An 18496-nucleotide genomic window follows, 5' to 3' on the forward strand; every position below is an offset into this window, starting at 1 on the left:
GGATGACCTCGACGCTGCTCGACCGCATGCCGACGCCCGACGCGGACGGGCGCGTCGACGACGACGCGGTCTACCTGGCCTTCACCGAGTGGGCGGAGTCGCGCGGCCTCCCGCTCTACCCGGCGCAGGACGAGTCCATGCTCGAGATCGCCTCCGGCTCCAACCTGATCCTCTCGACGCCCACCGGCACCGGGAAGTCGCTCGTCGCGATCGGCGCGCACGCCGCGGCGCTCGCCTCCGGACGCCGCAGCTTCTACACGGCGCCGATCAAGGCGCTCGTCTCCGAGAAGTTCTTCGCGCTGGTCGACGTCTTCGGCGCCTCCAACGTCGGGATGGTCACCGGCGACTCCTCGGTGAACGCCGACGCGCCGATCATCTGCTGCACGGCCGAGATCCTCGCGAACCTCGCGCTCCGGCACGGCGAGGACACCCCGGTCGACCAGGTCGTGATGGACGAGTTCCACTTCTACGCGGACCCGGCGCGCGGCTGGGCCTGGCAGGTGCCGCTGCTCACCCTCCCGCACGTGCAGTTCGTGCTGATGTCGGCCACCCTCGGCGACGTGACGGCGCTCGCCGCCGACCTCAGCCGCCGTACGGGCCGGGAGACCGCCCGGGTCACCGGCGTGGAGCGCCCGGTGCCGCTGCACTACTTCTACGAGATCGCGCCGATCCACGACTCCATCGAGGAGCTGCTCTCGACGAACCAGTCGCCGGTCTACGTCGTGCACTTCTCGCAGGCGGCCGCTCTCGAGCGCGCGCAGGCGCTCACCAGCGCGAACATCGCCACCCGCGAGCACCGCGACCGCATCGCCGAGGTGATCGGCGGCTTCCGCTTCACCACCGCGTTCGGCAAGACCCTCTCCCGGCTGCTCCGGCTGGGGATCGGCGTGCACCACGCGGGCATGCTGCCGAAGTACCGCCGCCTGGTCGAGCAGCTCGCCCAGCAGGGCATGCTGCGCGTGATCTGCGGCACGGACACCCTCGGCGTCGGCATCAACGTCCCCATCCGTACCGTGCTGCTCACCGCGCTGACCAAGTACGACGGCACCCGGACCCGCCAGCTCTCGGCCCGCGAGTTCCACCAGATCGCCGGCCGCGCCGGTCGCGCCGGGTACGACACCGCCGGGACCGTGGTCGTGCAGGCCCCCGAGCACGAGTCCGAGAACCGGAAGGCTCTCGACAAGATGGGCGACGACCCGAAGAAGCGGAGGAAGTGGGTCGCCAAGCGCGCGCCGCAGGGCTTCGTCAGCTGGGGGGAGCCGAGCTTCCGCAAGCTCGTCGACGCCGAGCCCGAGACGCTGACCTCGCACATGACGATCACGTCGGCGATGCTGCTGAACGTGATCGCCCGCGGCGGCGACGCCTACGCGAACGTGCACGCCCTGATCTTCGACAACCACGAGCCGTGGAAGCGGCAGCTGCAGCTGGCCCGCCGGGCGCTCGGCATCTACCGGACGCTGCGGGAGGCGGGAGTGGTCGAGCAGAGCGTCGGCGCCGACGGCGTGACCCGCATCCGCCTGACCGTCGACCTGCAGCCGAACTTCGCGCTCAACCAGCCGCTCTCGCCGTTCGCGCTGGCCGTGTTCGACGTTCTCGACCCGGAGTCGCCGAGCTTCGCGCTCGACGTGATCTCGGTGCTCGAGGCGACCCTCGACGACCCGCGCCCGATCCTGGGGGCCCAGCAGTTCCAGGCCCGCGGCGAGGCCGTCGCCGCGATGAAGGCCGAGGGGATCGAGTACGAGGAGCGGATGGAGCTGCTCGAGTCCGTCACGCACCCCAAGCCGCTCGAGGAGCTCCTCGACGCGACCTTCGAGACCTACACCGCGGCGCAGCCGTGGGTGAAGGACTTCGAGCTCTCGCCGAAGTCGGTCGTGCGCGACATGTACGAGCGGGCGATGTCCTTCGGCGAGTACACCGCCTTCTACAAGCTCTCCCGCTCGGAGGGACTGGTGCTGCGCTACCTGTCCGACGCGTTCCGCGCGGCCCGGCAGACCATCCCCGACGAGCTGAAGAACGAGGAGCTGCACGACCTGATCGAGTGGCTGGGCGAGCTCGTGCGCCAGGTCGACTCCTCGCTGGTCGACGAGTGGGAGGAGCTGGTCAATCCGGCGCTCCACGCGGCGGACCAGGCGATCGTGCCGCCCGCTCCGCGCCGCCTCACCGCGAACCACCGCGCCTTCCGCGTGCTGGTGCGCAACGAGATGTTCCGCCGGGTGACCCTCGCCGCCCTCGACGACCACGAGGCGCTCGGCGAGCTCGACGCCGCCGCCGGCTTCGACGCCGACGCGTGGGGCGCCGCGCTGGACGACTACTACGACGAGCACGACAGCATCGGCATCGGGCCCGACGCCCGGGGGCCGAAGATGCTGCTCGTCACGGAGGAGCCGACGCAGTGGCTCGTGCGGCAGATCCTCGACGATCCGGCCGGCGACCACGACTGGGGGATCTCGGCGACCGTCGACCTCGCCGAGTCGGACGAGCAGGGTGCGGCCGTCGTCCGCGTCACCTCGGTCGGCCGCCTGGACTGATCAGCGGCCGCGCTTCTCCCGGCGCTGCATCTCGGCGGCGATGTCCGCCTCGGTGATCTCCTTGCGGGCGGGACCCCAGATCGACGCGGCCTGGCCGACGACGCCGATCCCGATCCCGATCATCGGCCAGATCGGCCAGAAGTAGCCGTCGGCCCCTGTGCCGACCCAGACGGCGGTCGTGATCGCCGAGACGCTCGCCCATCCGCCGACCGATCCCAGGAAGTCGCGGCGCCGCTTGACCTCGCGCACAGCGAGCGCGCGCTCGGCGTCCTCGACGCGGGCGGTCTCCACCTCCTCGCCGGAGGCGGCCGCCGGGACGACCTCCGCGGACCGGTCTCGCCGGGCGGACGGATCCGGAGTTCCCCACTCGTTCGTCATGCGGCCAGCCTACGCACGGGCCGTCGGCAGCGGTACGCGGGCTTCAGGCGGCGGTACGCGGGCTCAGGCGGCGGTCGCCTGCTCCGGCTGGCAGTGCGGGCACCACCAGGTGCGGCGCTGCTCGGGGTCGTCGCGGACCTCGTCGCGGACGAGCACCGTCGTGCCGCAGCGCAGGCACGGGCGCCCGGCGCGCCCCGCGACCCAGTGCCGCTCGCCGCGGCGAGTGTCACCGGTGGTGGTCTGGAACATCCCCGGGATCGTGACGGAGGCGCGGAGGCCTCTCGCCGCGGTCGCCACGAGGGCGCAGACGTCGAGGGAGCCGATCGGCCGCCAGGGCCAGACCCCGCGGAGGAAGCAGACCTCGTTGGCCCAGAGGTTGCCGAGACCCGCGAGGCAGCGCTGGTCGAGGAGTGCGGCGACGACGGGCCGGTCCGGGAGGCGGGAGAGGCGCCGGACGGCCTCGTCGGCGTCCCAGTCCGCGCGGAGCGGGTCGGGCCCGAGGTGCCCGACGGCGCGCGGCTCGTCGCGGGTGGCGAGGAGCTCGACGACCGGGAGGTCGATGCCCCACACGGTCGAGTCGTCGTCGAGGCGGAGGCGGACGCGGACGTCCTTCTGCACCGAGCGGGGGACCGCTCGGCCGGGAGCGGTCACGGTCCAGGAGCCCTGCATCCGCAGGTGGGTGTGCAGGGTCGTTCCGCCGGAGAAGCGGGTGAGGAGGTGCTTGCCGTGGGTGTCGTGCTCGAGGATCCTCAGCCCGGCGAGGGAAGTGCCGGCCGCGTCCCCGGAGCGCAGCTCGCCCTCGAGGACGGTGCGACCGTCCGCCGCCCGCCTGAGGCGGGCGGCGAGACGGTGCACACTGTCTCCCTCGGGCATCCCCGAACTCTAGGAGCCGGAGCTCGCCGAGATCAGGGGTCGCGCGGGATCAGGCGCCGCGGTACGCCTGCTTGTAGACGCGCTCGGTGCCGTCGGGCGCGGTGACCTCGATGGTCGCCGTGCCGGCCTTGATGGGCTTGAAGACGGTCACGGTCTTCACCGTGAACGACTGGCCGGGCTTGACCGTCTTCTTCGTCTTGCTGCCGTACGCCGTCGTGATCTCGATCGAGACCGTCTCGTCGCCGTTGTTCACCGCCGACACCGTCAGCGTCCGCACGACGGCGAGGCGCTTGGTGGAGGCGGTGGTCGCGACGTCGATGACCGTGACGGGCTCGGGCTCCGGGTCCGTCTGGGTCTCGGGCAGGTCGAGGCCGACGACGACCGGGTCGTGGTCGCTGGAGCGGTACGCCGAGGTGTCGTAGAAGATCGTCGCGTTGTAGTCGTAGCGGCTGTACTCCAGTGCCACGGACTCGCCGCTGTTGATGTTCCAGGTGTCGACCCCGGTGACCGTCCTGTCGGCCGCGGGCGAGGCGAAGACGTGGTCCAGCGAGCCGACCGCGCCGTCGAACGAGTACGAGTACTTGCCGTCCTTCGCACCCTGGTCGGTGTAGCCGGCGTCGGTGATCACCTTCACCGGGTCCTCCTTCGAGTAGGCGTTGAAGTCGCCCAGCAGGTAGACGAGCTCGGTGGCCTTCTCGGTGCGGAGGCGGTCGGCGAAGGCGACGAGGGCGGTCGCCTGCTTCACGCGCGAGGCGTTCGAGGCGCCCTGGCCGTCGCCCTGGTCGGCGTCGGCGCCGGATCCGGAGCCCTTCGACTTGAAGTGGTTCACGATCGCGACGAACTCGCTGGCGCTGTCGCCGAGGAGGCGGAACTCCTGGGCGAGGGGCTTGCGGGCGTTCGAGAAGTTCACCGTGTCGTTGAGCACGACGGACTCGCCGACCGGCTCGATGACTGCCTTCTTGTAGATGAAGGCGGTGCGGATGACGTCCTCGTCCGCGAGCGCGGGGAGCGCTGCGGGGGAGGGGACGTAGGCCCAGACCTCGGAGCCGGCCGCCGTGTTCAGCGCGGCGGTCAGGGTGGCGAGGGCCTCGTCGCGCGGCTTGCCGAACTTGGCCGAGTTCTCGATCTCCTCGAGCGAGACGACGCCCGCGCCGAGGGTGTTGATCGCGGTCACGATCTTGGCCTGCTGGCGCTCGAGGTCGTCGGCGTTCGCCGCTCCGCGGGCGTCGCAGCCGCTGTTGACCGTGACCGGGTCGCCGTCGCGGTCGGTGTAGAAGGTGCAGCCGGTGATCGAGTCGCCGGTGGTGGAGAAGTAGTTGAGCACGTTGAAGGACGCGATCGACAGGTCGCCGCCGACGGCCTCGGGCTTCGCGGTCCGGGTGTTCGCGAAGGTCGCGGGCTGCACGTCGCCGGCGTTCTCGACGGTCAGCTGCGTGGTGGGCTGGAAGGCCCAGCCGCCGTTGCGGTAGTCGAGGACGACGGGGCGGGTGAAGGTCGCCGGAGCACCCACGCGGATCGGCGCGGTCAGGGTGAGGTAGGGCAGCGGGATCGCCTTGTTCGCGGCGGCGCCGAGGAAGTTGATCGAGGCGCCGTCGTCGAGCACGATCGCGCGCGCGGCGTTGTCGGCGACGACCGCGGCCAGCTCCGGCGTTCCAGGGCGGGCGACCTCGGTCGGGGTCAGCAGCGGCGAGTCGCCGGCGGTGAGGCCGACGGAGCCGAAGCTGTTGAGGTCGAAGGTGTCGGTCACGGTGAACGCGCCCTGCGGGGCGATCAGCATGCTCTCGAGCGTCTCGCGCTCCTCGACGGTGCGGGGGAGGCCGACGGCGGCCGCGATCGGCGCGACGGCCGGGGTGCCGAGCTTCTCGACGGTCGCGGCCGAGGTCGGGGTGAGCTCGGTGAGGCCGTTGAACTCGCTGACGGCGCCGGTGATGCGCAGGTTGTCGCCGATCGCGACCGCGCCGACCGAGGCGGAGGAGTAGACGAAGACGGCGTCGGAGGCGGTGCGGCCGGTGGTCTGCGCGCCGGTGCCGGCGGTCTGGATCACGTAGCCGTTGTAGCCGCCGGTGGCGTAGCGCGCGGTGACGACGCCGGTGGTGGTGACGGTCTGCCCGACGAGCGGGGACGCGGCTCCGGTGCCCTGGATCTCGGCGATCGAGACGGTCGGCGCGGTGGTCGGCGGGGCGGTCGGGGTCGCCGTGGGGGTCGCCGTCCCGGTCGGCGCCGGCGTCGGCTCCGGGGTGCTGCCGCCGGCGGACTCGGGGGTCATCGCGCCGACGGTGAAGTCGGCGGCGTTGGAGTCGGTATCGCCGGTCGCGGAGTCGGCGCGCGCGATCGACTCGGTCAGCGTCGGCGCGGTGGCGGCCGCCGACTCGAAGGTGTTGGAGGTGCCGTAGCCGAGCAGGTCGAGGACCGCGTCGGGCTGCTCGGCGGTGCCGGTCGGCGGGGCGACGAGGGTCGCGGTGCCCTCGACCAGGAAGAGCGTGCCGCCGGCGGCCGCGATGTTGAGGCCGTTCGCGGTCTGGTCGGCGGCGGGGAGCGGCGCGCCGTTGCTGCCGTTGCTCGCACCGGCGATCAGGAAGTGGCCCTCGGCGGGGACGGTGCCGGTGAGCGCGACCGTCGTCGTCGGGTTCGCCGTGCCGGTGGCCGAGCGGTACTGCAGCGAGAGGCCCGAGAGCGCGACGTCGGCGCCGGTCGGGTTGTAGAGCTCGACGAAGCGGTTGCTGTAGGTCGCGCCGGCCGAGCCGCCGCGGGCGAAGATCTCGCTGATGACCAGCTCGTCACCGCTCGGAGCCGCGGTGGCGGGGGTCGCGACCAGCGGCGTGGCGACCAGGGCGAGACCGGCGAGGGCCGCGAGGGCGAGGCGCCTCCTCGGTGTGCGGGCGCGAGGCCTGTCCGCGAGGGGTGCGGGGGAGTCGGGCATGGTGGTCCTCTCGATCGCCGCTCCGGAGAGCGGTGGTGCGTCACCGCACGGCGACGGCGACCCTTCGCCCCTGAAAGGGGCACAGTGAGCCACGCTATGCAGTGCGGGTGCCCGGCCTGTGAACCGGACGTTTCATGAACGTAAACTCACCCACCGACATCGGGGCCGCGGTCCCGTCTTCGCGGCCTCCGTCCGGGAACGCGGGCCATGATCGGGAGATGATCTCCTTCGAATTGGCCAGGGCGCTGCGGACCGCGGGTCTGCGCTGGGCACCGGTCACCGGCGACCGCTTCCGCATCGAGCGCGAGGGGTTCGACGGCGACGTCTTCACCGTGAGCGACATGACGATCGAAGCGCACGAGTACGAGACCGGCACGGTGCTCGGCTTCAACGGCACGACCGAGTGGGCGCTCGACTCCGTGGCGCTCGACGACTCGCTCTGGCTGCCGCGCGAGGACCAGCTGCGCGAGCTGCTCCGCGGTACGTTCCGCTCGCTGCGCCGCGTCGCGGCCGGCGGGCCGGTGCGCTTCGCCGTGACCGTCGAGCTCGCCGGCGAGCAGCGCGACTTCGAGGACGAGATCGCCGAGAACGCCTACGCGGAGGCGCTGCTCGCGCTGGTCAGCTCGGTCGCGGTCGACCTCGACGACGTGGACGAGCTCGCCTGAGCCGACGGGCACCTCTGCCCGTGGGGAGACGTCCCCATTCTTCGCGGCCCGCCCGCTCTCCACGATCGGTCTCGTCGGAACAGACGCTTCCGAGTCGAGGAGAACCCCATGCGAGACCTGCAGCAGCGACCGTCGTCCGGCACCACCGGGCGGACCACCGGACTGATCGCCTCGGGCGGCGTCCCCGTCCCAGGGGCCGAGGAGGCCTACCGCCGCTTCCTCGAGCTGCGGCGCGAGATCTATGTCGACGAGGCCGGCTTCCTCTCCGCCGAGCACGGGAGCGACGGCCGGGAGACCGACGAGGACGATGCTCGCTCGCTCGCCTTCGCGGTCGTCGAGGAGTGTGCGGGCGAGCTGCGGATCCGCGCCGCTCTCCGCCTGATCGTCAAGGGTCGCGCGACCCGCGCGGTGACCGACGACCGCCTCCCCGTCGAGCGGTACTTGCCGGAGGTCTTCGGCTCGAGCCCCGCACCGGAGCCCTCCGTCGAGGTCTCGCGCCTCGTCGCGCGGCACGAGAACCGGGCCGCGCAGCACGCGTGCGTGCTGGAGCTGTACGCCGCAGTCCTCGCCTTCCTCGACGAGGCCGGGATGCGCTCCGCCTACGGGCTGATCGATCCGGTGCTCGAGCGGTTGCTGCGCCTCTCGCTCACCGCCACGAGGATCGGCGAGCGGCGGTGGATCGGCGCGTACCGGAGTCACAACGTCGCGATCGCGATCGAGGTGCCGCCGATCAGGCGGCTCAGCCGCTGGCTGCCCGGCCGCCTCCTCACGGCGCGCGACATCCTGGTCGGGATCGACGACGAGCAGGAGCTGGCGGCGTGAGCACCGACGTGACGGCCCCCCGGTTCGCCAGGAACCTCGGCTTCTGGAGCGAGGCGGAGCAGGAGGCGCTGTGCTCGGCGCGGATCGCGCTCGCGGGCGTCGGCGGGGACGGGTTCCAGCTCGGGCTGAAGCTCGCGCAGATGGGCGTGCGCTCGTTCGCGGTCGCCGACCCGGAGGTCTTCGAGCCGGAGAACGCGAACCGGGTGCCCGGGGCGACGCTGGCGGCGGTGGGCCGGAACAAGGCCGAGGTGTTCCGCGAGTCGGTGCTCGCGCTCGACGCCGACGCGACGGTCGACGTCTTCCCCGCTGGTGTGCTCCCGGAGACGGCGCTCGGCTTCGCGCGCGGCGCGGACCTGGTCGTCGACGAGACGGAGGTGACGACCCCGGAGGTGGGCGTGCTGCTGGCGCGGACCGCCCGCGCGCTCGATCTGCCGGTGCTCTGGGTGATGAACGTCGGCTGGGCCGCGCAGGCGACGTCGTTCCACCCGAGGTCGCGGCACACCGTGGAGCGCATGCTCGGCTTCACGGAGGATCTGCCGCTCGAGGAGATCGCGCGGCGCCCGGCGGTGCTGGGAAGGACGCTGCCCGTGATCCCGCCCTACACCGACCTCCGGGTGCTGCGGGCCGTCACGTCGGCCGCTCCGGCGCCGCTGCCCTCGATCGCCCCGGGGGTCGACGCGGCCTCGGCGCTCGGCTCCGCACAGGCGTTCCTGCATCTCACGGCCACCATCGGCAACCGCCGGCCCCGCCCGACCTGGGCGCCGGCGTTCGCGCACGTCGACGTCTACGGGCGCACCGCCGGCACGGTCCGCAGGCCCCGGCTTTCGGCGGCGATCACCCTCGCGCGCGCGGCGGCCCGGGACGCGCTCGCGCTCAACCCGCGGGTGCAGTACTCGGACGAGGACCGCGAGCGGCGTGCCGCCTAGCGGACCTCGAGGTGCAGGCCCGGCTCGGTATCGGCGACGACGGTCGCGACCGCGCCCCGGCCGGGCGGCAGCAGCCTCACGGTGACGCGCCCGAAGCCGATCTGCTCGAAGGCGCGCGCGGCGGTCGCGGCCACGCGGTCGAGGGTGGACTCGTCGAGGTCGCCGTCGGAGTCGTCGAGGAGCACCACCTGGACCCCGCGCAGCCGCGCGGCGCGGACGCTCGCGACCAGCGGGTCGCGCACGAGGCCGAAGGCGCGGAGCCCGTCGCGGATGCCGGCCTCGACGTTGGCCGCGTCTCGTGCGAGGGCGGGGGAGTAGGGCTCGCCGGCGGCCGCTCGCGCGAGGAGCGGCTCCGCGAGGTCCGCGACCAGCCGCACGCGCTTCTCCCGCTCGGCGAAGCGGCCGTCGGCCTCCGCCGTCTCGGTGGCGAGGCGCTCGCGCTCGGCCCGCACCTCGCCCATCCGGCCGATGGCGTAGCGCAGGCCGAGGCGGAACAGGACGCCGCAGACGAGCAGGATCGCGTAGCGCGACATCGCCTCGAGGGCGAAGAGCGCGCTGTGGCCGCTGCCGAGGAGGCAGGCGAGCGTCACGGCTCCGACCGCGAGGTGGCCCGCGACCGCCGCGAGGATCCGCCCGCGGAGGCAGAGGGCGAAGAGCGGGAACGCGGTGCCGCCGAGGAACCAGGTGGCGAAGCTCCCCTCCCAGCCGGTGGGCTCGAGGGCCCACCAGCCCAGGGCCGAGGCGACCGGTGCGCCGGCCGCGACCAGGAGGGTGCCGGGGAGCGGGAGCGGATCGCGGGGGCGCCGGACGACCAGGGCGACGAGGAGGGCGACGATCAGCACCGACGCCGCCGTGAGCGCGGGGCGGCGGGACCAGTCGAGGTTCAGCGTTGCGAGGAGGACGTTGGCGCCGACGAAGAGGAGCCCGATCACCCGGACGTGGCCGCCGCCGAAGCCGAGCAGGTCGGAGACGTCGGCGCTCTGCTCGAGACGGCGCGGGCGGGTCACCGGCGCCACTCCAACCGCACCACGGTGCCCGCCTCGGAGGCGATCTGCGCGGTCGCCCCGGCGATCTGGGTCACCCGGCCGAGGATGCTCGTGGTCAGTCCCATCCGGTTCTGCGGCACGGCGGCGGCGACGAACCCGCCGCCGTCGTCGCCGACCTCGATCGAGAGCCCGCGCTCGTCGACGGCGAGGGACGCGCGGACGGCGGCGGGGGCGCCGTCCGTCGAGCGGGCGTGCTGCACGGCGTTCCGCGCGGCCTGCACGGTCGCGTCGATGAGCGCGTCGGCGACGGGGGAGGGGACGGCCACGGCGCCCGCCGCGATCCGGGTGCTGAGGACGGCGAGCGGCGCGGCCTCGGTGATCCGGACGGAGGCGGCGCGCACGAACTCGCCCGCGGTCAGCATCGCCCGGCTCGGGGTCGGGCCCGTCGGATCCGTCCGCCGGAGCTCCGCGAGGTGCGCGAGGGCGATCCGCGCCGCGGCTCGGGAGCGCTCGGCGGAGTGGCTGATCTGCTCCACGTTGAGCAGGAAGGAGAGGATCTCGTCGTGCACGAGCGCGCCGACCCGGATGCGCTCGCTCCGCCGCCCCGCTCGGCCGGCGGCACGGGCGGCCGCGAGCACCGACTCGCGCGTCGCGCGCTCGAGCGACCGGCCGGCGCCGAGGACCGCCTGGGCGAGCCCCGCGAAGACCGTGCCGATCATCGCCATGTCGACCGCCTCCTCGATCGCCACGACGGGCGATCCCGAGGTGGCGGCGCGGACGGCGAAGAGCAGGAGGCAGACGCCGGCCACGGCGAGCGGCACGAGGCGCGCGGGGAAGGCGACGGCCGCGGCGGTCATCGCCACGGGCACGGCGTCGATCAGCCAGGAGGTGGCGGCGGGGCCGCTCCCGGGCGGCACGGCCGGGATCAGCGCGAGAGCGAGGACGGCGAACAGGACGACGTGCGCGCGGAGCACGGTCCGCACCGCGTCGAGGCTGCCGCGCATCGCGACGAGCAGGGTGACCAGCGGGGCGGGCAGCACCAGAACGGATGCGGCGACGGCCCAGAGCGGGGAGATCCCGAGAGCGGTGGCCGCATAGCCGAGCGCCGCGACGGCGTGGAACGCGATGCCGCCGATGCTGAATGCGACGACGAAGATCCGCTCGAACCGGTCGCCGATGCCGAAGCTCGGCTCCTCCGCCGCCGCGGCTCCGGATCTCACATCGGGCCTTCGAGCAGGCCGTCCTCGATCGCGCGGATGTAGAGCTCGACCTTGGTCCCCGCATGGCGGCCGACCCGCGCGTACTTGGCGCGGATCCGCCCGACGTAGTGGGTGACGGTGTCGCGGGACAGACCGGTGAGGGAGGCGACGCGCTGCGCCTTCTCGCCCGCGGCGTAGAGTGCCAGCACCTCGCGCTCGCGGGCGCTGAGTCCGGCGTCGGCGAGCTCGACGTCCGCGTCGAGGGCCGCGGCCCAGTCGGTCGAGGCGACCGCGACGCCGTGCGCCGCCGAGCGGATCGTCTCGAGGAGCACGGAGTCCTCCTCGGACTTGCGCACCATGCCGAGCGCGCCGGCCCTGGCCGCAGCGCGGACGGAGTCGGGGTCGTCGCCGGCCGAGAAGATCAGGACGCGGGTGCCGCGGCGCATCAGCCGGGAGACGTTCTCGCCGGCGTCGCTGCCGTCGCCGAGTCGCAGATCGAGGATGACGAGGTCGAAGTCCGCGGCGTCCTCCTCGATCTCGGCGACGGTGGCGGCGACGGCGTCGGCACGCAGGTCGTCGGTCCCGCGCAGCAGCTCGGCGATGCCGGACCGGACGATGGCGTGGTCGTCGATCACGCAGATCGAGCGCACGGGGTCGACGGCGAGGGGAGCGGCCGGCTCGAGGGGAGCGAGGGGCTCGGGAGAAGCGAGGGGCTCGAGGGGAGGTGCTGACTCGAGGGGTCGGGAAAGGGTGCTCACGGCGGCGGGCATCGGCGTCCTGGATCGTCAGGGGAGAGGCGAGCCGTCGGGTGGTCGGCATCGATGGCTGAAGTGTGCGATGCGCGCCGGGACGTCGCAAGGCGAAGCGACACCGCGTCCCAATCCGTGGTCTCGCGGTCCTGGAGTGCTAAGGATCGGCGCGATTCCGCGGGACCCGGCCCGGCGGTGCCGTCGGCGGACGCTCGCCACCGGTCCTCGGCGGGCACCCGCCGTGACCCCCGGACGGGTGCCGCGACAACTGACGGCTGGTGGCCGGAGTGGACGGCGGACACGATGGGCACGTTCCGCCGGACGGCCCGCCGTCGACCGGACGACCCCGCCCCCCACTCCCGAGAGGAACGGTCCGAGCGTGTTCTCACGGCTGTCCCGCCGCACCCGTTCCGCCGCCTCCGTCGCGTCGGTGACCGCCGCCGCGCTCGTCGTCTCGACGATGGCCGTGCTCTACCAGGGGGTGACCACCCAGGACGTGGATCTCAACGACGCCGGGGTCTGGGTGACCAAGCCGACCGCGCTGCTCGCGGGCCGGCTCAACTATCCCTCCGAGGTCCTCGACGCGGCCCTGCGCACCCAGGGGACGAGCTTCGACGTCGCGCAGGAGGCGGGCGCCGTCGTCGTCCACGACCAGAGCAACGCGACCGTCTCGCTCGTGGACACCTCGTCGGTCGCGCTCGGCGAGGCGGTCGCCGTGCCCGCCGACTCCTCGGTCGTGCTCGGCGGCGGCGTGCTGGCGATCCTCGACGCCGCCACCGGCGCGCTCTGGGTGCGGGCCGTCGACGCGCTCGCCTCGTTCAGCGTCGAGGCCGACGAGCCCACGGCCGAGCTCGGCGCGGATGCGGCGGCCACCGTCGCGGCCGACGGCACGGTCTTCGCCTACTCGCCCGGCGAGCAGGAGCTCGTCACGGTCCGCACCGGCGGCGCCCCCTCGACCTCCGCCGTCTCCGGCTTCGCCGAGGGAGCGACGCCGGCGATCACCGCCGTCGGCTCCACCCCGGTCCTCCTCGACGCGGGGAGCGGCGCGGTGTCGATCGACGGGGACGACCCGGTGCAGCTCGGAGTCGCGGACGAGCTGACGCTGCAGCAGCCGAGCACGGGCGGCGAGGACGTCGCGATCTCGACCGGTGCCGCCCTGCTCCTGCAGCCGCTGGACGGCTCGGCCGCACGGACGGTGGACTCCGGCGGGACCGGAACCGCCGTCGCGCCGGTCCGGGTCAACGGCTGCACCTACGCCGCCTGGTCCGGCTCGGGGCGGTACCTGCGCGACTGCGGCGGAACCGCGGACGACGTCGCGAAGGAGGTGCCGGACCTCGGCGCCGACCGGCAGGCGGTCTTCCGCGTCAATCGCAGCGCGGTCGTGCTGAACGAGCTGACCGTGGGCTCCGTCTGGCTGGTGAACCAGGACATGAAGGAGGTCTCCGACTGGGAGGACGTCACGCCGCCGGAGGACGACGCCACCAAGGACGACGACAACACCAGCACCCAGCAGCAGGTGCAGGACACGATCCCGGAGCGGTCGGAGGAGAACACTCCGCCGGTCGCCGTGGACGACGAGTTCGGCGTGCGCGCCGGGCGCAGCGTCATCCTGCCGGTGCTCGACAACGACAGCGACCCGGACGGGGACGTGCTCACCGCGTCCGTGACCGGGGCGCAGCCCGCACTGGGCGCGGTGTCGCCGATCTACGGCGGCAGCGCCCTGCAGATCACCCTGCCCCCGGAGGCGAGCGGGTCTGCGACGTTCGCGTACACCGCCGACGACGGACGCGGGCAGACCGCGGACGCCGTCGTCATGCTGACCGTGACGCCGGCGGGCAGCAACACGCCTCCCGAGCAGAAGCGCGAGGGGCGGATCCTCCTGGAGCAGGGCGCCTCGGTCTCCTACAACGTGCTGCCGGACTGGATCGACCCGGACGGCGACGAGCTCTTCCTCCTCGCTGCGACGTCGACCAGCGACGACCAGGTGCGCTCGACCGCCGATGGACTCGTCACCTTCGACGCGATCGGCGCCGAGCTCGGCCGGAAGGATGTCGACCTGCTCGTCTCGGACGGCACCGACGAGATCGCGGGGGTGCTGCACGTGGACGTCCGCGCGCCCGGCTCGACCGTCCCCGTGACCAATCCGGACCACGTGACGACCCTTGCGGATCAGACCGCGACGGTCGCGCCGCTCGGCAACGACCTCAGCCCGTCCGGCGCGCCCCTGCTGCTCGCCGAGGTCGAGCAGCCCGCCGGTGCGACCGTCACCCCCGACTACACGGCGGGGACCTTCACCTTCACGTCGCCGACACCCGGCAGCTACTACCTGCAGTACCGCGCGAGCGACGGACCGGACTCGACCCCGGGACTCGTCCGCGTCGACGTCCTCCCGGCGACCAGCGAGGCGAAGAACCCGGTCGCCGTGCGCGACGTCGCGCTGCTGCCCTCGGGCGGCGCCGCGCTCGTCGACGTGCTGCAGAACGATTCCGATCCCAACGGCGGGCTGCTCGTCGTCTCCTCGGTGGAGGTGGACGCCGGCGCCGGTGTCGCGGTGGCGATCCTCGAGCACGAGGTGCTCCGCGTCACGGATCAGCCGGGGATCACCGAGCCGGTGACCTTCCGCTACGTCGTCTCGAACGGCACCGGGATGACGACCGGCGAGGTGCTGGTGGTGCCGACACCCGCTCCGGCGACCCTCGAGCCGCCGATCGCGACCGACGACTCGGCAGCCGTGCGCGTCGGCGACACCGTCACGATCGACGTGCTCGCCAACGACGTCTCGCCCGGCGGCGGCCTGCTGACGGTGGTGCCCGACCTCGTGGCACCGCTGCCCGACGCCGCCGACGGCGTCGCGTTCGTCTCGGAGGACCGCGTGCGGTTCCGGGCGGGCGACACCGCGAAGACGGTCTACGTCACCTACGAGGCGATCGACGCCTCGGGCCAGAAGGACGCCGGCTACGTCAGCATCCAGATCCTGCCGATGAACCGCGAGGCGAACTCCCCGCCGCGGCCCGAGAACCTCGAAGCGCGCACGCTCTCGGGGACGACCGTCTCGATCCCGATCCCGCTGGACGGCATCGATCCGGACGGCGACAGCGTGACGCTCGTCGGCCAGGCGAGCGCTCCCGGCAAGGGGCGGATCGACGAGGTCGGGGCGGATCACCTCACCTACACGGCCTTCGAGGACTCGGTCGGCACCGACACCTTCCGCTACGAGGTGAGCGACGCTCTCGGCAAGCGGGGCACGGCGACGATCCAGGTCGGCATCGCGCCTGCGTCGACGGAGAACCAGGCACCGGACGCCGTCAAGGACGTCGTGACCGCGCAGCCTGCGCGCAGCATCGCCGTCGACGTGCTCGCGAACGACACCGACCCCGACGGCGACGCGCTCTCGCTGGTCGCGGACGGCCTCACCGCACCGGAGGGAATGACGGCACGGCTGTCGGCCGGCCGCGTGCTGGTGACGACTCCCGAGGCGGAGGGCGACTACGCCGTCCAGTACACGGTCGGCGATCCGCGCGGCGCGACCGCCGTCGGCAGCCTGCTCGTGACGGTGGCGGAGGAGGCGGCGCTGCTGCCGCCGATCGCCCGCGACGACACGGTCACGACCGCGCAGATCACGACGGCACAGACCGTCGAGGTGCCCGTGCTGAAGAACGACGAGGATCCGGACGGCGTCGCGAGCGAGCTCCGGGTGGCGCTGCCCGGCGAGCCGGCGGGAGCCGTGGTCGGGGCCGGCGGAGTCGTGACCGTGACCCCCGGTGAGGAGGCGCAGCTCCTCACGTACACGGCGACCGATGCCGACTCGCAGGTGGCGACCGCCTTCATCCGGGTGCCGGCGCTCAGCTCGACCGGCCCCTCGCTCAAGCCCGGTGTCGAGCCGCTCGAGGTGAAGGCCGGCGAGCAGGCGACGATCCCGCTGACCGACTGGGTCGTGGCTCCCGAGGGGAAGACCGTGCGGCTGACGCAGGCCGACCGGGTGTCGGCGCTGCACTCGGCCGACGGGGTGCTCGTCCGGGACGAGTCGACCCTGCTCTACACCGCGGCCCCCGACTACTTCGGCTCGGACGCCCTGACCTTCGAGGTCACCGACGGCACGGGGCCCGACGACCCCGCCGGGGTGAAGGCGACGCTGAGCATCCCGATCACGGTGCTGCCGCCGGAGAACCAGCCGCCGACGTTCGCCGGGGGAGCGATGGAGGTCGCGGCCGGCGAGGACGCGTCGACGCTGGATCTGCGGGCGCTCTCGAGCGACCCGGACAAGGGCGACCTGGCGAAGCTGAGCTACAGCGTCTCGGGCGCGCCCACCGGGATGACCGCCTCCGTGTCGGGCTCGGTGCTCTCCGTCGCGGCCGACGAGTCGGTCGCGAAGGGGACGCAGGAGACGCTGGCGATCACCGTGACCGACGGCACCACGCAGCCCGTGCAGGGCTCGGTGGTCGTGCGGGTGACCGCGTCGACCCGGCCGCTGACGGTCGCGAACGACGACGTCGTCGCCAAGGCACCCCAGGGCCGGCCGACCACGGTCGACGTGCTCTCGAACGACGTGAACCCGTTCCCCGAGACGCCGCTGACTCTGGTCGACGATCCGATCGTGGACTCCGGGGCCGACACCGGCACGGCGAGCGCCCAGGGCGGCTCCGTCGTCGTCACGCCGAACGCGGACTTCGTGGGCACGATGACGGTGCGCTACCAGGTGGCGGACGCCACCGGCGACGCCGAGCGCCGGGTGTTCGGCACGATCCGCGTCACGGTGCAGGGCAAGCCCGCCGCGCCGGGGACGCCGTCGGTCAGCTCGGTGCAGGACCGGACGGTCGTGCTCAGCTGGTCCGACGGCACCAGCAACGGCGCCGAGATCACCACGCACACGGTGAAGTGGTCGGGGGGCGGCCAGGACTGCGCGGCGACCACCTGCACGATCGCGAACCTCACCAACGACCGCGAGTACACCTTCACGGTCACCGCGACCAACGAGATCGGCGAGTCCGACCCGTCGCCCGCGTCGGCCGTGGCACGTCCGGACGCCCGCCCGGGCGCCCCGACGATCACGAGCCTCGACTACGGCGACGGCTCGCTCACGGTGACCTGGGCCGACGGGGCGAACCCGGGGTCCGCGGTGACGGGGTACGAGGTGCAGCTCAGCGGGGCCGGCAACGACCTGTTCGAGGTGCCCGGCGGTACCCGGACCACGCAGCTCACCAGGCTGACGAACGGCTCGAACTACACGGTCGCCGTGCGGGCGTCGAACCGCTCCCCGGAGCCCTCCGACTGGTCGGGCCCGATGTCGATGAGCCCCGCGGGCTCGCCGAGTGCGCCGGCGGCGCCGCAGGTCGGTGCCTCGGTGCAACTGGGCACTCAGACGCAGCTCCCCGTGAGCTGGAGCCCGCCGACGACGGTGAACGCGGAAGCGCTGACCGGCTACACCCTCGTGGTGAAGAAGGGCGGTGCCGAGACCAAAAGGATCGAGCTCGCGGCCGGAATCACCACTCAGAACATCACGGTCGACAACTCGGAGTCGGGCTACACGTTCTCGGTAGCCGCGAAGAACAAGTCGACGGATGCGAAGAAGACGGATCCACTGTTCAGCACCGACTCCGCGACCCGACGCGCCTTCGGTACACCGGGAACGGTCCGCAACCTGGTCGGAACGCCGGGGGACGAGACGGTGTCCATCACCTTCGACCCGCCGACGGAGCTCAACGGTGCGTCGCCGTCCGAGATCAAGTACGACCTGAAGATCCCGACGATGGGGTACTGGGGAGAAGCCGTTCCCGGGCAGGTCATCAGCGTGCAGGCGAACGGCAATCCCGAGACGCTCGAAGTGCGTGCCTACTCGGAGATCGCCGGCGAGCTCAGCGAACTGGGTGAGGTCCAATCGGTGACGGTCGTTCCGTTCGGCCCGGTCTTCGCGCCGAAGACCAACGCGGTCCCGAACGCCAGGAGCGTGACTCTGAGTTGGACGACACCCCCGTCGAACGGACGCGCGATCACTCGCGTCGAGATCCGGACGGATGGCGGCAACTGGCGAGACGGCGGGTTGAACGGCGGAACCGAGACGATCGGCGACGCGTACAACGAGAACCACTCGATCACGGCGCGGGCATTCGACGCCGAGGGCCAGGTCAGCGGGGAATCGACGTCGCAGGCCTCCAGCGGGCCTCCGCCGGCCCCGACGAGCTGGGTGATCAACGTCCCCAGCGACTCGTGCGCCGAGGACAGCGACTCGTCCCCGCTGCACTTCAACTCCAGCTCGAAGACCTGCAGCAGTTACTGGGTCAGGGGCGACGTGACCGTCTACTGCTACTCCGACTGGTCCCGGAAGCAGGTCGTCGGCAATTACCGCTGGTACCGCATGGGTGACGGCTGGTACGTCTCCGCCGCTTCTACCGACACCGGCGTACCGGGAATCAAGCCGTGCTGACCCCGCGTCGGCACCGAGAAGAGGGATCG

At 72.8% G+C, this 18496-nt stretch carries 11 protein-coding genes; 5 read left to right on the top strand and 6 right to left on the bottom strand.

Annotated elements, in window-relative coordinates:
• The first annotated feature begins 2 nt into the window (after nucleotides 1-2).
• Complete coding sequence (locus C5C53_RS10835) at nucleotides 3-2528, top strand: RNA helicase (RefSeq protein WP_104267525.1); 2526 nt, start codon at nucleotides 3-5, stop codon at nucleotides 2526-2528.
• Here the strand turns inward: C5C53_RS10835 and C5C53_RS10840 are convergent, their stop codons facing one another.
• The 3 genes from C5C53_RS10840 to C5C53_RS10850 form a co-directional block, all read right to left on the bottom strand.
• Entirely contained in the window at nucleotides 2529-2906 is a 378-nt protein-coding gene (locus tag C5C53_RS10840; RefSeq protein ID WP_104222259.1) for a 2TM domain-containing protein, read from the bottom strand. It lies immediately after the preceding gene.
• 63 nt (nucleotides 2907-2969) lie between these two features.
• Complete coding sequence (locus C5C53_RS10845) at nucleotides 2970-3779, bottom strand: DNA-formamidopyrimidine glycosylase family protein (RefSeq protein WP_104267526.1); 810 nt, start codon at nucleotides 3777-3779, stop codon at nucleotides 2970-2972.
• A 49-nt stretch (nucleotides 3780-3828) separates the two neighbouring features.
• Nucleotides 3829-6699 (bottom strand): ExeM/NucH family extracellular endonuclease, encoded by a 2871-nt coding sequence (locus C5C53_RS10850; protein ID WP_104267527.1) that lies wholly within the window; start codon nucleotides 6697-6699, stop codon nucleotides 3829-3831.
• Nucleotides 6700-6917: 218 nt separating this feature from the next.
• On the opposite strand from C5C53_RS10850, the gene C5C53_RS10855 reads away from it, so the two are divergent.
• The 3 genes from C5C53_RS10855 (at nucleotide 6918) to C5C53_RS10865 (ending at nucleotide 9112) form a co-directional block, all read left to right on the top strand.
• Nucleotides 6918-7364: a hypothetical protein gene (locus tag C5C53_RS10855; protein WP_104222265.1), complete on the top strand. Its 447-nt coding sequence runs from the start codon at nucleotides 6918-6920 to the stop codon at nucleotides 7362-7364.
• 108 nt (nucleotides 7365-7472) lie between these two features.
• Nucleotides 7473-8186 (top strand): hypothetical protein, encoded by a 714-nt coding sequence (locus C5C53_RS10860; RefSeq protein ID WP_104267528.1) that lies wholly within the window; start codon nucleotides 7473-7475, stop codon nucleotides 8184-8186.
• Nucleotides 8183-9112: a ThiF family adenylyltransferase gene (locus C5C53_RS10865; protein ID WP_104267529.1), complete on the top strand. Its 930-nt coding sequence runs from the start codon at nucleotides 8183-8185 to the stop codon at nucleotides 9110-9112. Before C5C53_RS10860 ends, C5C53_RS10865 begins: the two co-directional genes overlap by 4 nt.
• Here C5C53_RS10865 and C5C53_RS10870 read toward each other — a convergent pair.
• Genes C5C53_RS10870 through C5C53_RS10880 form a run of 3 tightly spaced genes read right to left on the bottom strand, consistent with a single transcriptional unit; the run spans nucleotide 9109 to nucleotide 12055 of the window.
• On the bottom strand, nucleotides 9109-10119 hold the full coding sequence (locus tag C5C53_RS10870; RefSeq protein WP_104308094.1) for a hypothetical protein: 1011 nt from the start codon (nucleotides 10117-10119) through the stop codon (nucleotides 9109-9111). The genes C5C53_RS10865 and C5C53_RS10870 overlap by 4 nt on opposite strands.
• Nucleotides 10116-11318, bottom strand: a complete 1203-nt coding sequence (locus tag C5C53_RS10875; RefSeq protein WP_104262873.1) for a hypothetical protein — start codon at nucleotides 11316-11318, stop codon at nucleotides 10116-10118. Before C5C53_RS10875 ends, C5C53_RS10870 begins: the two co-directional genes overlap by 4 nt.
• On the bottom strand, nucleotides 11315-12055 hold the full coding sequence (locus tag C5C53_RS10880; protein WP_104317710.1) for a response regulator transcription factor: 741 nt from the start codon (nucleotides 12053-12055) through the stop codon (nucleotides 11315-11317). Before C5C53_RS10880 ends, C5C53_RS10875 begins: the two co-directional genes overlap by 4 nt.
• A 370-nt stretch (nucleotides 12056-12425) precedes the next feature.
• Between C5C53_RS10880 and C5C53_RS10885 the strand changes: the two genes are divergently transcribed.
• On the top strand, nucleotides 12426-18467 hold the full coding sequence (locus C5C53_RS10885; protein WP_104267531.1) for an Ig-like domain-containing protein: 6042 nt from the start codon (nucleotides 12426-12428) through the stop codon (nucleotides 18465-18467).
• The last annotated feature ends 29 nt before the right edge of the window (nucleotides 18468-18496 follow it).

The organism is Rathayibacter sp. AY1E3, assembly GCF_002932235.1.
Lineage (GTDB): Bacteria > Actinomycetota > Actinomycetes > Actinomycetales > Microbacteriaceae > Rathayibacter.

Excerpts from the sequence above, each read along its gene's own strand:
- C5C53_RS10855 (WP_104222265.1), top strand. The coding sequence starts at position 6,918 with ATGATCTCCTTCGAATTGGCCAGGGCGCTGCGGACCGCGGGTCTGCGC.
- C5C53_RS10850 (WP_104267527.1), bottom strand. The coding sequence starts at position 6,699 with ATGCCCGACTCCCCCGCACCCCTCGCGGACAGGCCTCGCGCCCGCACA.
- C5C53_RS10860 (WP_104267528.1), top strand. The coding sequence starts at position 7,473 with ATGCGAGACCTGCAGCAGCGACCGTCGTCCGGCACCACCGGGCGGACC.
- C5C53_RS10845 (WP_104267526.1), bottom strand. The coding sequence starts at position 3,779 with ATGCCCGAGGGAGACAGTGTGCACCGTCTCGCCGCCCGCCTCAGGCGG.
- C5C53_RS10835 (WP_104267525.1), top strand. The coding sequence starts at position 3 with ATGACCTCGACGCTGCTCGACCGCATGCCGACGCCCGACGCGGACGGG.
- C5C53_RS10840 (WP_104222259.1), bottom strand. The coding sequence starts at position 2,906 with ATGACGAACGAGTGGGGAACTCCGGATCCGTCCGCCCGGCGAGACCGG.